This window comes from Mycobacterium venezuelense, assembly GCF_054919535.1.
The window spans coordinates 1-13,559 of record NZ_JBONDW010000030.1; the positions used below are offsets into that span (position 1 = coordinate 1).

The following is a 13,559-nucleotide window of genomic DNA, read 5'->3' on the forward strand; positions in this document are numbered from 1 at the left end:
CAAGGCAACCCCCAAAGAACCGTCAGGGCTTCGGGGCGATGAGGCCGTCGACGATCTTGTTGAAGTCGGCGGTACCGAAGGACACGTACTCGGCGAGGTTGGCGTAGTCGAGCGACGCCATCACCCGCTGCTCGAGCTGGATGTTCATCAATCGCTTGGTGGCCTCGACCGCCTGCTTCGGCAGGTCCATGAGCTTCTTCGCGCACGCGATCGCCTCGGCCAGCGGATCGGCGACGACATGATTGGCCAGACCGAGCTCCACCGCACGGTCGGCTTTGATACGCACGCCGGTCAGCGCGAACTCCTTGGCCTGCAACAGGCTGATCTGCGAGCCCCACACCAGCGGCCCGCCATCGGCGGCCACCAGACCGATCTGCACGTGCGGATCGGCGAAGTGCGCCGTCTCAGCCATGTAGACGATGTCGGACAGCGCGGCGAGGCTGCAGCCGAGCCCGACCGCGGGACCGTTGACCGCGGCGACAACCGGGATGCGGCAGCGCAGCATGCCGATCACCAGGTCACGCCCATGCTTGATCGTCTTCTGCCGCAGGGCCTCATCGCGTCGCAGCTCATCGAGATAGTTGAAATCGCCACCTGCCGAGAACGCCCGGCCCGCACCCGTGATCACCGCCGCCCGCGCTTCGGCGTCCTCGTTGAGCGCTTCCCACAGTTTCGCGAGCCCGACGTGCAAGTTGTCGTTGACCGCGTTGAGCGCATCGGGCCGGTTGAGCGTGATGATGCGCAGCCCGCCGTCGGCCTGGACGTCGATTTCGTCTGGCATTCCATACATTTCGGCTAAACCCCCAGTCCCAGGATTCGCGAGGCGATGATGTTCTTCTGAATCTGCGACGTGCCGCCCATGACACTCTGCGCACGGCTGTAGAGGTACGCACTGAGCAGCTCGGGATCGGTGGTTCCGCTCACCGCGAGTGCGGCATGGCCGACCGCCTGCTCGACCCAGGTCATCAGCAGCTTGTCCAGTGAGCCCTGTGGGCCGTGTTTGATGCCGTCGAGCTGTTCGGAGAGCCTGCGTCGCACGTGCAGCCGCAACATCTCGGCCTGGACCGCGGCCCACGCCAGATCTTCGGGCGCCCTGCCATCAACCCGAGAGGCCATCTCGCGCACCAGTTTTCCGTAGCGTGCCGAGTAGCCGAGGGTCGAGGGTTCGCGCTCATGGCTGACGACGGTCATGGCCAGCCGCCAGCCGTCACCGGGCTCACCGACCATCTGCGACGCCGGCACGACCGCGCCGTCGAAGGCCACCTGGCCGAACTCGGTGGTGACGCCGTTGATCATCTGCAGTGGCCGCTGCTCGATGCTGTTCTGATGCATCGAGACGATGAACGCCGAGATGCCCTTGTGCCGCGGCACATCCTTGTCCGTGCGGGCCAGCACGAGACACCAGTCGGCCACATCGGAGTAACTGGTCCAGATCTTGTGGCCGTTGATGATGTAGTTGTCGCCGTCGCGCGTGGCCGTGGTGGTCAACGAGGCGAGGTCCGAGCCGGCACCGGGCTCCGAGAAGCCCTGGCACCAGCGCTCGGTCCCGTTGATCATGCCGGGCAGGAACCGCTGCTGCAGTTCCGTGCTGCCATGGTGTCCCAACCCGACGACGAGGTAGCCGAGGCTGGGTCGCGGTGGTGCACCGGCACGCGCGAGTTCCTCGTCGACGATCACGTCGTAGACCGGCGGCAGCTCCTGACCGCCGAACTCCTTCGGCCATGACGTACCGAAAAACCCTGCGGCGTAGAGGGCTTGGTGCCACTCCCCCTGCCTGGCCCAGTAGTCGTCGCCGGACGCCTTGAACGACGCCGCGTTGTCGGCGAGCCAGGCCCGCAACCGGTCCCGGAATGCCGCTTCCTCGGGCGAATCACGAAAATCCAAGATCGATCTCCTCCAGTACGACAGGCCACAACTCAGTGGAAGTCAGCACGCGCCGCAGGTACACGTGCGCCAGGCATTCCCAGGTGTTGCCGATTCCGCCGTGCACCTGGATCGCGGTCTCGCACACCGTCCGCGCCGCGCGGGCGCAGTAGATCTTGGCGATCCGCCCCGCGCGCACGGTCTCCTCGGCAGGAAGCTCGTCGACGGCCCACGCGGCATGGCGCAGGACGCTCACCGAACCTTCGATCAGCGCGAGCGACTCGGCCAGCAGATGCGCAATGGCCTGGTAGGACCCGATGGTCGAGCCGTACTGCTCACGCACCTTCGCGTAATCGACCGCGAGAGCATGCGCGCCGCGAGCCGCGCCGACGAGGTCGGCGCTCGTGGTCGCAAGGGCCAGTGCGTGCCAGCGGAGCGCGTCATCGGCCGACAGCTCGGCCAACGCCGCGGGTGCCTCGTCGGCGCCGACGCTGCTGCGCGTCAGGTCGACGCCAGGAGTGGCGGCTTCAGCCGTCCCCACCGGGATCTCGCGGCCCAACCGGCGGCCCAGATCGTCGGCAAGCACCGGGCCGAGGAACGGCACGTCGACCAGTCCACGCGCGAACTCCTCGGCGACGATCGCCACCTCCACCCCGGAGGCTCCGTCGGCCCGCAGCGTGCGCCACTCGGTGGCGGCGACGGTGCTTTCCAACCGGGCGATCCGGCTTTCGTCCGACAATTCCTGGACCGACCCCGGTCCCAGATCGTCGGCCAGTTTCGCTGCGGCCTCTCGCAGCTGCTGCTGCTCAGCCGTCAGACGGACGTCCATGCCGCTCCTTCAGCACTCGTCGCAATACCTTTCCCGAAGGTAACCGCGGTATTTCGGTTACGAACTCCACGCGGCTGGGCCGCTTGTATGACGCCAGGCGGTCACCGACCAGGCCGATCAACTCGTCGGCGGACACCGCCGAACTTGTCGCGACGGCCGCGACGATGGCCTCCCCGTTGACCGGATGAGGCTCGCCGAACACCGCACAGTCGGCGACCGCGGGGTGGCCGTGCAAAACGGCTTCGACCTCGGCGGGGGCCACCTGGAAGCCCCGGACCTTGACCATCTCCTTCGAGCGGTCGGTGATGTGCAGGAAGCCGTCGTCGTCGAGGTGGCCGATGTCGCCGGTGCGATACCAGTTGCCGGCGAACGCATCTGCGGTCGCCGACTCGGGCAGGTAGCCCGCCATGACCGAATCCGAGCGCACCTGGATCTCGCCGTCGTCGGCGATGCGTACGTCCACTCCGCGCACCGGGGTGCCGACCGTCTCGATGCGGGTCTCGGTGAGCGGGTTGCACGCGATGACCGGCAGTTCGGTGGTTCCGTATGCCGTGAGCCACCGCACGCCGGCCCGCTCGGTCACGGCCTCGGCGACGCTGCGCGTCACCGGCGTCGCACACCACATGACGTACCGCAGCGACGACAGGTCGAAGCTCTCCAGCTCGGGATGTGCGGCCAGCGCCAAAGCGATTGGAGCGACGGCCATCTCGATCGTGATGCGGTCGGATTCGATGTGACGCAGCATCTGGTCGACGTCGAAGCGGCGGTGCAGCCGCATCCAGGCACCGGTGTCGAGCACCATGGCGATGTTGAGCAGGCCCAGGATGTGGGACGGCGGCGTCATGATCTGCATGCGGTCGGCCGCGGTGAGGCCGAGCGCATCGCGCCAATGCCGAATCGCTGCCGCGAACCCGCCGTGCGTATGCCGTACCGCCTTCGGCATCCCGGTGGTTCCGGAACTGAACACGAACAATGCGTCGGCGTCGGGGGCCGTCGGTTCGAATTGCCGCGAGCCCGGGGTGATCGGCTCATCGAGATGCAGCATCGGCATCTGTTCGGCCAGCACGTCATGGTCACCGACGGCGTGCGAGGCGCCGGTCAACGCCAGCGCGTGGCTCACCTCCGTGGCCTTCCACGCCGGGCTGATCAGAACCGCGGCGGCACCGAGGTGCCAGATCGCGCGCAGCGCCACCACGAACTCGGGCCGGTTCGACGACATGATCGCGACGCGGTCGCCGGGCTTCACGCCGCGGTGTTCGAGCGTGGTGGCCATGCCACTGGTGAGCGCATCCAATGCGGCGAGGGTGTACTCGCGATCCTCGAAGGCAAGGGCGACTTCGGTATGGACGCGAGGAGCAATTGTGCCTTCAGTCAAGAGCTGCAACCCCTCTCCGAACTGTGCACCGCGCTGCAGCGACCTGGAAACCCGACCGAGAAGATACTATCATTTAAAGAGAATGATATTCTCGCTAGGTCAGAATGATAGTGCGCAGGGGAGTCACATGACCGCAGAACCAACGCCCGCCGGCGAAACGGGTGGGAAGGTCACGATCGTGTTCGACCGCGAGCAGGCGTCGGTGCCGCGGCGGCAGGGCGAAACCCTCCTGGAGAGTGCCCGCCGGGCCGGCATGACCCCGCCGTTCTCGTGCGAGGCCGGTAACTGCGGCACATGCATGGCCAAACTCCTCGAGGGCACCGCGACGATGCGCGTCAACGACGCACTCGACGACGACGAAGTCGCCGATGGATATGTGCTGACCTGCCAGGCCGTGCCGGACTGCGACAGCATCACGGTCTCCTACGACGAGGATTGAACCGGAGCTTGTTCGGCGTACTCGTCGAACACCGGCGCCGGCCGGTAATCCGGCGTATACCCAGCGACGCGAATCGGGTTGCCCACCAACCGAAAATCCCCCGCGGTCACCAAGACCTCCGGTGTGGCCGTCAACGCCTCGGGGAGGCTGCGCACCGCGGCTGCCGGAATTCCGAGCGGCTTGAGTCGTGACTCCCAGCCGGCCGCGGTGTCGGTCGCCAATACCGCGATCACGACGTCGAGCACCTCCTCGCGCCGCGCGGCTCGCTCGGCCATGGTGGCGAAGCCCTCCACGCCGGCCTCCGCGGCGAACGACTTCCAGAATCCGTCGTGGGTGATGAACAGCGCCAAGTAGCCGTCGGCCGTCGGAAAGAGCTGCGCGGGAACGTAATAGGAGTGCGCACCGTATGGGTACCGCCGCGGCTCAGCTCCGTCGTTGAGGTACGCCGAGGCCCGGTAGTTCAATTGCGACAGCATGACATCACGCAGCGAGACGTCGACCTGGCCGCCCTGGCCCGACACGATCATCGCCAACAGGCCCAGCGCGGCAGTCAGGCCGGTCGAGTTGTCGGCCGACGAGTACCCGGGCAGTGTCGGCGGACCGTCCGGATCACCGGTCATCGCCGCCACCCCGGTCGCGGCCTGGATCACGTAGTCGAACGCCGGGTCGTCGCCGCCGTCGAGGCCGAAACCCGTCATCGCCACACACACGATCTTCTCGTTGTGGCGACGCAGTGCGTCATAGGTGAGACCAAGCCTTCGGATCACCGATGGCTTCATGTTCACCAGCAACGCGTGCGAATTCGCGACGAGCTCACCGAGTTTGGCCTGCCCGGCTTCCGACGCCAGATCGAGGCACAGACTGCGCTTGCCCCGGTTGAGGCTCGCGAAGTAGCTGTCACTGACCTGCCGGGATATCTCACCGCCGGGCGGCTCGACCTTGATCACCTCGGCGCCGAGATCGGCCAGCATCATCGTGGCGTACGGACCGGCCAGCATGACGCCGACCTCGATGACGCGAATGCCGGCCAGCGGGGCAGTCATCGCGCCGACACTACGGTTTGTGACGCGAAAAGGCCGAAAACCCGGCAAAAGCCGTAGTCTCGGCGGGTCATCTCGCATACGTACACGCTCACCGCACCTGCTTGGCGAGCTCGGCGATCACCTCGCGCGTCCGGTACTTCGATGCGATCAGCGCGTCGCGGTTGTCCCCGATCGGCAGCAGCCGCACCGACAGGTCCGTCACGCCGGCATCGGCGAACTTCTTGAACCGCGCCAGGATCGCGTCTTCGTCGCCTGCCGCGCACAGGTCGCCGACGTTGCGGGCGTCGCCGCGATCCAGTAGCCGCTGGTAGTTCGGCGACGTCTCCGCCTCGGCGAGAATGCGATTGGCACGCTCCCTGGCCGCGTCGATCTCGGAGTTGGCGCACAGGCACACCGGAATTCCCGCCACGATGCGTGGTGCGGACCGGCCCGCCCCGGCGGCGGCTTTGGTGATCTTGGGCGCGATGTGCTCGCCGATGGCCTTCTCGTCGGCCATCCACAGCACGGTGCCGTCGGCCAGTTCGCCGGCGAGCTGCAGCATCACCGGCCCGAGCGCCGCGACGAGCACCGGCAGCGGTGTCTCCGCCGCGAGCGCGGTGGGGTTGTGCACGGTGAACGTATCGTTCTCGACGTCGACGGGGCCCGGGCCGGCCAATGCGGCGTTGAGCACTTCGAGATAGTCACGCGTGTAGGCGGCCGGCTTCTCGTACGGCAAGCCCAGCATGTCGCGAATGATCCAGTGGTGCGACGGCCCGACCCCGAGGGCCAGCCGTCCCTCCGCCACGGCGTGCGTCGACAATGCCTGACGCGCCAGGGCAATTGGATGCTGCGCCTGCAACGGCACCACCGCGGTGCCAAGCTCGATCGTCGACGTGTGCGCGGCCATCAACGACACCATGGTGAGCGCATCGAAGTCGTCGGGCACCTGCGGCATCCACGCGCTGTCCAGACCCGCGGCCTCGGCCCACTGGATGTCGGCCGCGAGCTTGTTGACCTTGCGGGCCATATCGCCGCGCTCGGCCCCGATCATCACGCCCAATCGCATGTCAGCTCACCTTCTCAGTCAGGGCACGGACCTCGGTCACCAAGGTGTCCAGGCCGGTGCCGGTCGGAAACACCGCGGCGGCTCCGGCGTCGAGCAGCTTCTGCACATCGCCCTGCGGGATGGTGCCGCCCACCACGACGGCGATGTCGCCTGCGTCGGCGGCGCGCAACGCCTCGACGGTGCGAGCGGTCAGCGCCACGTGCGCGCCCGACAGGATCGAAAGGCCGACCAGCGCAACGTCTTCCTGCAGCGCGATCGAGACGATGTCCTCGATGCGCTGACGGATGCCGGTGTAGATGACCTCGAATCCGGCGTCGCGCAACGTCCGGGCGACGATCTTGGCGCCGCGGTCATGCCCGTCGAGACCGGGCTTCGCGACCAATACTCGTGTCGGCATCCCTAGAACACCACCGGTTGCTGGAACTCGCCCCAAACCGCCTTGAGCGCCGACACCATCTCGCCCACCGTGCAATACGCGTTGGCGCAGTCGATCAGTTTGTGCATCAGATTGTCGTCTCCCTCGGCCGCTGCGGAAAGACTTGCCAGCGTCTGTTTCACGAGCGCGGAATCACGTTCGGCCTTGACCTTGGTCAGCCGCTTGAGTTGCAGGTCGCGGCCTTCGGCGTCGAGTTCGTATGTGGCGATCTCGGGCGGTGGCTCATCGGCGACGAATCGGTTGACCCCGACGACCGGCCGCTCCCCCGACTCGATCTCCCGATGGATCTTGAACGCCTCGTCGGCGATCAGACCCTGCAGATAACCGTCCTCGATGCAGCGCACCATGCCGCCGTGCTTTTCGAGATCGTCCATGATCTCGATGATCTTGGCCTCGGTGGCGTCGGTGAGCGCCTCGACGAAGTACGACCCGCCCAGCGGGTCGGCCACCTTGGTCACGCCGGTCTCGTACGCCAGGATCTGCTGCGTGCGCAGCGCGAGCGTCGCGGACTCCTCGCTCGGCAGCGCGAACGGCTCGTCCCAGGCCGCGGTGAACATCGACTGCACGCCGCCGAGCACCGACGCCATCGCCTCGTACGCCACCCTCACGAGGTTGTTCTGCGCCTGCGGTGCATACAGCGACGCACCGCCGGACACGCAGCCGAAGCGGAACATCGACGCCTTGTCGGTTGTCGCGCCGTAGCGCTCGCGCACGATCGTGGCCCACCGCCGCCGGCCGGCACGGTATTTGGCGATCTCCTCAAAGAAGTCGCCATGGGTGTAGAAGAAGAACGAGATCTGCGGCGCGAACTTGTCGATGCTCATCCGTCCGCGCTCGACGACCGTGTCACAGTAGGTGACCCCGTCGGCCAACGTGAAGGCCATTTCCTGCACGGCGTTGGCGCCTGCGTCGCGGAAATGCGCGCCCGCGACCGAGATCGCGTTGAACCGCGGTACCTCGGCCGCACAGAATTCGATCGTGTCGGCGATCAGCCGCAGCGACGGTTCGGGCGGCCAGATCCAGGTTCCGCGCGACGCGTATTCCTTGAGGATGTCGTTCTGGATCGTGCCGGTGAGCTTCTCGCGCGGCACGCCCTTTTTCTCCGCGGCCGCGACGTAGAAGGCGAGCAGGATCGCCGCGGTGCCGTTGATCGTGAAGCTCGTGCTGATCTTGTCGAGCGGGATGCCGTCGAACAGGATCTCGGCGTCGGCCAGCGTGTCGACCGCGACACCGACCCGACCGACCTCTTCCCCGTACTCCCCGTCGTCGGAGTCGTACCCGCATTGGGTGGGCAGATCCAGGGCCACCGACAGTCCCGTTCCGCCCTGATCGAGCAGATAGCGGTACCGGCGATTGGATTCCTCGGCGGTGCCGAAGCCCGAATACTGCCGGAACGTCCAGGTCTTGCCGCGGTAGCCGGATGCGAAGTTGCCACGAGTGAAGGGATAGGTGCCGGGCGCCGGTGGATCGCCCGCCCGGTCACCCGGTCCGTAGACGGGCTCCAGCGGGATGCCCGATGGGGTCTCTACCCGAGGGTGGTCTTGCTCGCTCATCACTCGATAACGTACTTGCCAAAAATGAGAATGCCAATACCGCACGGTGGAAATGTGTGGCGTGTACAGGCCGGACCGGGTCAAGGCGGCCCGCCGCGACCACGCTGACAGGAGTCCGAAAGATCAGGTGGACGCCGATTCCGCGAACGGCGCACCCTATGATTACGACACTTGCTAAAAATGAGAATGCCAATACCCTTTGGGTAGCGTGGCAACGAGGAGGCCCATGTCCAGCCAGCAGGAGTCATTCACCGACCGCACGCTGGTCGTATCGGGCGGAAGCCGCGGCATCGGTCTGGCTATCGCGCTCGGCGCGGCCCGCCGCGGCGCGAACGTCGTGCTGCTGGCCAAGACGGCCGAGCCCCACCCCAAACTTCCCGGCACCGTCCACACCGCGGTTGCCGAGGTCGAGGCCGCCGGCGGCAAGGGCGTCGCCGTAGTGGGCGACGTCCGCAAAGAAGATGACGTCGCACGCGCGGTCGACACCGCGGTCGAGCACTTCGGCGGCGTCGACATCGTGGTCAACAACGCGAGCGCGATCGCGACCGAGCCCACCGAGGCGTTGTCGGCCAAGAAGTTCGACCTCATGATGGACATCAACGTGCGCGGCACGTTCCTGCTGACGAAAGCGGCGCTGCCGCACCTGCGAAAATCCACCAACGCGCATGTCCTGACGCTCGCACCCCCGCTGAACATGAACCCCTACTGGCTCGGCGCCCATCCGTCATACACCCTGTCCAAGTACGGCATGACGCTGTTGTCGCTGGGCTGGGCGGCCGAATACCCGGGCATCGGATTCAGCTGCCTGTGGCCCGAGACGTACATCGCCACCGCGGCAGTGGCCAATCTCGCCGAGGGCGACAAGATGGCGTCGCGGTCGCGCCACCCCGAGATCATGGCCGATGCCGCCGTCGAAATCCTGTCGCGGCCGGCCGCCGAGGTCACGGGCCAGACCTTCATCGACTCCGAGGTACTCACCGCCGCCGGTGCGACCGACCTGTCCCGATACGGTGGCGGGGACAGCCCCATCATCGACATCTTCATCGACGCACCTGGACAGGGCCAATGAGTATTTCGCTGCTGCTCGAGATGGCGACGTCGGGCGGGCCCGACCGCACCGCGGTGGTGTCCGACGACCTGCGGCTGACCACCGATGAGCTCAGCACGCTCGCCGACGGTGGAGCCGGTGCGATCACGGCGTCCGGGGCCGCGCACGTGGCCTACGTAGGCACCGGCGGCGCGCTCCTGCCGCTGCTGCTGTTCGCCTCGGCCCGTGCCGCCGTGCCGTTCACGCCGCTGAACTACCGACTGAGCGCCGACGGGCTCCATGAGCTGATCGAGCGACTGGCCGCGCCACTGGTGGTCGCCGACGCCGAATACGCCGACGTGGTCGCCGGGGCAGGTAAGCAGGTCGTCACCTCCGAGGAGTTCCTTGCCGCGGCCCGCGCTTCGGAGCCGGCCGTGGAATTCGCCGACCCTGACGCCGTGGCGGTAATGCTGTTCACGTCCGGCACCACGTCGCGTCCCAAGGCCGTCGAGCTCACGCACAACAATCTGACCAGCTACATCACCGGCACCGTCGAATTCGGCTCGGCGGCACCGGAAGACGCGGCGCTGATCTGCGTGCCGCCGTACCACATCGCGGGCGTCAGCGCGGCCATGTCGAATCTCTACGCCGGCCGCAAGATGGTGTACCTGCGCAACTTCGACGCAGGCCGGTGGGTCGAGCTCGTCCGCGCCGAGGGCGTCACGTCCGCGACTGTGGTTCCGACCATGCTCGACCGCATCGTCACCGCGCTCGAAGCAGCGGGCACCGAGCTGCCCTCGCTGCGCAGCTTGGCCTACGGCGGCTCGAAGGTGGCGCTGCCCCTGGTCCGCAAGGCGCTGCAGCTGCTGCCGCAGGTCGGCTTCGTCAACGCGTACGGGTTGACCGAAACCAGTTCCACCATTGCGGTTCTCGGTCCAGACGATCACCGCGCGGCACTGGACGCCGACGACGCCGCCGTTGCGCGCCGGCTCGGATCGGTCGGCCAGGTCGTGCCCGGCATCGAGGTACAGATCCGCTCCGACGACGGCGCCGTACTGGGCCCCGGTGAGACCGGTGAGTTGTTCGTACGCGGCGAGCAGGTATCGGGCCGGTACGCCGAGATCGGATCGGTGCTCGACGCCGACGGCTGGTTCCCCACGAAAGACGTTGCGATGCTTGACGAGGACGGCTACCTGTTCATCGGCGGACGCTCCGACGACACGATCATCCGCGGCGGCGAGAACATCGCGCCCGCAGAGATCGAAGATGTGCTCGTCGAACACCCCGATGTGCGTGACGTGGCCGTGGTCGGGCCGGAGGACCCGCAATGGGGCCAGATCATCGTGGCCGTCGTGGTGCCCGCCGACGGCTCCGCACCCGACCCCGACCAGCTGCGGGAGCATGTGCGCAAGCAGCTCCGCGGATCACGCACGCCCGACCGGGTGGTGTTCCGCGACGAACTGCCCACCAACGCCACCGGCAAAGTGCTGCGCCGGCAACTCGTCGACGAGCTTCAGCCCATCGCAAAGGAGTCAGCATCGTGATCAAGAACGGCACCCGCCTGCAGAGCCAGGTGTGCGATACCCAGGTGATCGTCGTGCGCAGCGCCGACAGTCTCGACGACCTGCGTGCCGGCGGCGTCGCGATGGTCCCGCTCGACGCCGAAAAGGACTCGGGCGCAACACTCGATCCCGCGTTCTCGGACGGCAACCTGATGGGCAAGCGCTACGTCGACGACGACGGCGCCGAGGTGCTGGTCACCAAGGCGGGTGCCGGCACGCTGTCGATCGGAACCACCGCACTGAGCCTCAAAGAGGCCAAGCCACTTCCGGCCAGCGACTAGCCCGGCACCATGACCTCGCGGGTGTCGCCGCTGCGGGTCGCGGTGGCCAGCTTCATCGGCACCACCGTCGAGTTCTACGACTTCCTGATCTACGGCACGGCGGCGGCCCTCGTCTTTCCCAAGCTGTTCTTCCCGCAGGCTTCGCCGGCCGCCGGAATCTTGCTGTCGTTCGCCACCTTCGGCGTCGGGTTCATCGCCCGACCGCTGGGCGGCATCGTGTTCGGGCATTTCGGCGACCGCATCGGCCGCAAACGCATGCTGGTGTACTCGCTTGTCGGCATGGGAGTTTCGACCGTGCTGATCGGCGTCCTGCCCACCTACGACCAGATCGGGCTGGCCGCTCCGCTCCTGCTCACGCTACTGCGGCTGTGCCAGGGATTTGCCGTCGGCGGTGAATGGGGCGGTGCCACACTGATGGCGGTCGAGCACGCCTCGACGGGCCGACGCGGCTTCTACGGTGCATTCCCCCAGATGGGCGCGCCCGCCGGCACCGCGTCGGCCACGCTCGCGTTCTTCCTGGTGTCCCAGCTACCCGACGACGAGTTCCTGGCCTGGGGGTGGCGGCTGCCGTTCCTGTTCAGTGCCGTGCTGATCGTCATCGGCCTGGCGATCCGGCTCAAGCTCACCGAAAGCCCGGAATTCGTCGCGGTTGTCGCGGACTCCGCAGTCGCCCGAATGCCGATCGTCGAGGCCTTTCGCCGGCATTGGCGCCAGATCGCCCTGGTGGCCGGCGCCTACCTCTCCCAGGGCGTGTTCGCCTACATCTGCGTGGCCTACCTGGTGTCGTATGCGACGATGGCGGCCGGGATCGACCGGACCGCAGCACTTTTCGGCGTGTTCGTAGCGGCGTTGGTCGCAGTCGTCGCCTACCCGCTGTTCGGTGCGTGGTCGGATTCCGTTGGCCGCAAACGGCTGTTCCTGGTCGGCGTGGTACTCATGGCGTTGTCGGTGTTCCCGGTGTTCGCCTTGATCAACACGGGCAGCCCCGTGCTCTTCGGCGTCGCACTGGTATTGGTGTTCGGCTTGGCCATGGCTCCGGCCGCCGGGGTCACCGGGGCCTTGTTCAGCCTCGTGTTTGACACCGACGTGCGCTACAGCGGGGTGTCGATCGGCTACACGTTGTCACAGGTGGTCGGTTCGGCCTTCGCGCCGACGATCGCCGCGGCGCTGTACGCATCGACCCGCTCCAGTGACGCGATCGCCTGGTATCTCGTTGTGGTGTCGGTTATTTCGGTGGTGAGCGTGAGCATGCTGCCGTCCGACCGCCGCGCCCCGATTGACACTGCGGCCGTGGCGCAAAAGGTCGAGTAACCCGCGCCGTGGCCGCAGAGTCGATCGCCGATCGACGGGTCACGCGTGACGGCTGGTCACTCCCCCGTCGACCACGAGATACGTTCCGGTGACGAACGACGCCTTGGGCGACATCAGGAAGGCCACCGCGGCGGCGACCTCGTCGGGCTGGCCTAGCCGGCCCAGCGGCGCGGCCTGTTCGAACCCCACTCGGACCTCCTCGACATCCAGTGCGATCTGGAGCATCGGCGTCTGGATGAAGCCCGGGCATACCGCGTTGATCCGAATACCCATCGGGCCCAACTGCGCAGCCATCGACCTTGTCATGCCGAGCAGCCCGGCCTTCGAGGCACAGTACGCCGGGATGAACGGGTTTGCCGCCAGACCCTCGATGCTCGAGATGCCCACAACCGCGGGCGCTCCGCCATCACTCGCCGACTGCTGCAGGTGCGGTAGCAGCAACTGCATGAGCAATGCCTGCGCGCGCAGATTCACGTCGAGCACGGCGTCCCAGGACTCCTGCGTGTAGGCGCCGACCGGCTCGGGGATGACGCGCCCCGCGGCATGCACCAAACCGTCGATTCCGTCGAGGGCATCGGCTGCCCGATCAACCGCCGCGGACAGCGCGTCGGTATCGCAGACATCGACCACGGCCCACGGCATGCCCAGTTCCTCGGCCACCGAACGAACGTCAGGTGCGATGTCCCACAACGCAACCCGACGGCCGTCGGCGATCAGCGCCTGCGCACTGGCCCGCCCGATCCCGGACGCCGCCCCCGTCACCACCACACCCGCCATGCAGATCCTCGCTTCACC

At 67.1% G+C, this 13,559-nt stretch carries 14 protein-coding genes; 5 read left to right on the forward strand and 9 right to left on the reverse strand.

Annotation, left to right across the window (positions count from 1 at the left end; all coding sequences use genetic code 11):
* Window positions 1-22 precede the first annotated feature (22 nt).
* Genes ACRCUN_RS31665 through ACRCUN_RS31680 form a run of 4 tightly spaced genes read right to left on the reverse strand, consistent with a single transcriptional unit; the run spans window position 23 to window position 4,067 of the window.
* A complete protein-coding gene (locus ACRCUN_RS31665) occupies window positions 23-790 on the reverse strand; it encodes an enoyl-CoA hydratase/isomerase family protein (RefSeq protein ID WP_462145567.1) in 768 nt (255 codons plus the stop codon).
* A gap of 5 nt (window positions 791-795) precedes the next feature.
* Window positions 796-1,884 carry an acyl-CoA dehydrogenase family protein gene (locus tag ACRCUN_RS31670; RefSeq protein WP_462145568.1) on the reverse strand — a complete coding sequence of 363 codons (1,089 nt, stop codon included), beginning with the start codon at window positions 1,882-1,884 and terminating at the stop codon, window positions 796-798.
* Complete coding sequence (locus ACRCUN_RS31675) at window positions 1,871-2,692, reverse strand: acyl-CoA dehydrogenase family protein (protein WP_462145569.1); 822 nt, start codon at window positions 2,690-2,692, stop codon at window positions 1,871-1,873. Before ACRCUN_RS31675 ends, ACRCUN_RS31670 begins: the two co-directional genes overlap by 14 nt.
* Window positions 2,670-4,067, reverse strand: coding sequence for a class I adenylate-forming enzyme family protein (locus ACRCUN_RS31680; protein WP_462145570.1), 1,398 nt, complete (start codon window positions 4,065-4,067; stop codon window positions 2,670-2,672). The genes ACRCUN_RS31675 and ACRCUN_RS31680 overlap by 23 nt, the downstream gene beginning before the upstream one ends.
* A 127-nt stretch (window positions 4,068-4,194) precedes the next feature.
* Between ACRCUN_RS31680 and ACRCUN_RS31685 the strand changes: the two genes are divergently transcribed.
* Window positions 4,195-4,506: a 2Fe-2S iron-sulfur cluster-binding protein gene (locus ACRCUN_RS31685; RefSeq protein ID WP_462145571.1), complete on the forward strand. Its 312-nt coding sequence runs from the start codon at window positions 4,195-4,197 to the stop codon at window positions 4,504-4,506.
* On the opposite strand, the gene ACRCUN_RS31690 is transcribed toward ACRCUN_RS31685, so the two are convergent.
* The 4 genes from ACRCUN_RS31690 to ACRCUN_RS31705 all read right to left on the reverse strand — a co-directional run bounded on the left by ACRCUN_RS31690 (window position 4,491) and on the right by ACRCUN_RS31705 (window position 8,583).
* Window positions 4,491-5,549: a CaiB/BaiF CoA transferase family protein gene (locus ACRCUN_RS31690; protein ID WP_462145572.1), complete on the reverse strand. Its 1,059-nt coding sequence runs from the start codon at window positions 5,547-5,549 to the stop codon at window positions 4,491-4,493. The two genes, ACRCUN_RS31685 and ACRCUN_RS31690, sit on opposite strands and share 16 nt — an antisense overlap.
* 88 nt (window positions 5,550-5,637) lie before the next feature.
* Window positions 5,638-6,594, reverse strand: coding sequence for an LLM class F420-dependent oxidoreductase (locus ACRCUN_RS31695; RefSeq protein WP_462145573.1), 957 nt, complete (start codon window positions 6,592-6,594; stop codon window positions 5,638-5,640).
* Between the two features lies 1 nt (window position 6,595).
* Window positions 6,596-6,991 carry a cobalamin B12-binding domain-containing protein gene (locus ACRCUN_RS31700; protein ID WP_462145574.1) on the reverse strand — a complete coding sequence of 132 codons (396 nt, stop codon included), beginning with the start codon at window positions 6,989-6,991 and terminating at the stop codon, window positions 6,596-6,598.
* A 2-nt stretch (window positions 6,992-6,993) separates the two neighbouring features.
* Window positions 6,994-8,583, reverse strand: a complete 1,590-nt coding sequence (locus tag ACRCUN_RS31705; protein WP_462145575.1) for a methylmalonyl-CoA mutase family protein — start codon at window positions 8,581-8,583, stop codon at window positions 6,994-6,996.
* A 226-nt stretch (window positions 8,584-8,809) separates the two neighbouring features.
* Between ACRCUN_RS31705 and ACRCUN_RS31710 the strand changes: the two genes are divergently transcribed.
* The 4 genes from ACRCUN_RS31710 to ACRCUN_RS31725 are packed head-to-tail and all read left to right on the forward strand — an operon-like array spanning window position 8,810 to window position 12,764.
* Complete coding sequence (locus ACRCUN_RS31710; RefSeq protein ID WP_462145576.1) at window positions 8,810-9,652, forward strand: SDR family oxidoreductase; 843 nt, start codon at window positions 8,810-8,812, stop codon at window positions 9,650-9,652.
* Window positions 9,649-11,154, forward strand: coding sequence for a class I adenylate-forming enzyme family protein (locus tag ACRCUN_RS31715; protein WP_462145577.1), 1,506 nt, complete (start codon window positions 9,649-9,651; stop codon window positions 11,152-11,154). Before ACRCUN_RS31710 ends, ACRCUN_RS31715 begins: the two co-directional genes overlap by 4 nt.
* Complete coding sequence (locus tag ACRCUN_RS31720; RefSeq protein WP_462145578.1) at window positions 11,151-11,453, forward strand: hypothetical protein; 303 nt, start codon at window positions 11,151-11,153, stop codon at window positions 11,451-11,453. Before ACRCUN_RS31715 ends, ACRCUN_RS31720 begins: the two co-directional genes overlap by 4 nt.
* A 9-nt stretch (window positions 11,454-11,462) precedes the next feature.
* On the forward strand, window positions 11,463-12,764 hold the full coding sequence (locus ACRCUN_RS31725) for an MFS transporter (protein ID WP_462145579.1): 1,302 nt from the start codon (window positions 11,463-11,465) through the stop codon (window positions 12,762-12,764).
* Between the two features lie 39 nt (window positions 12,765-12,803).
* On the opposite strand, the gene ACRCUN_RS31730 is transcribed toward ACRCUN_RS31725, so the two are convergent.
* Window positions 12,804-13,541 carry an SDR family NAD(P)-dependent oxidoreductase gene (locus tag ACRCUN_RS31730; protein WP_462145580.1) on the reverse strand — a complete coding sequence of 246 codons (738 nt, stop codon included), beginning with the start codon at window positions 13,539-13,541 and terminating at the stop codon, window positions 12,804-12,806.
* Window positions 13,542-13,559 lie beyond the last annotated feature (18 nt).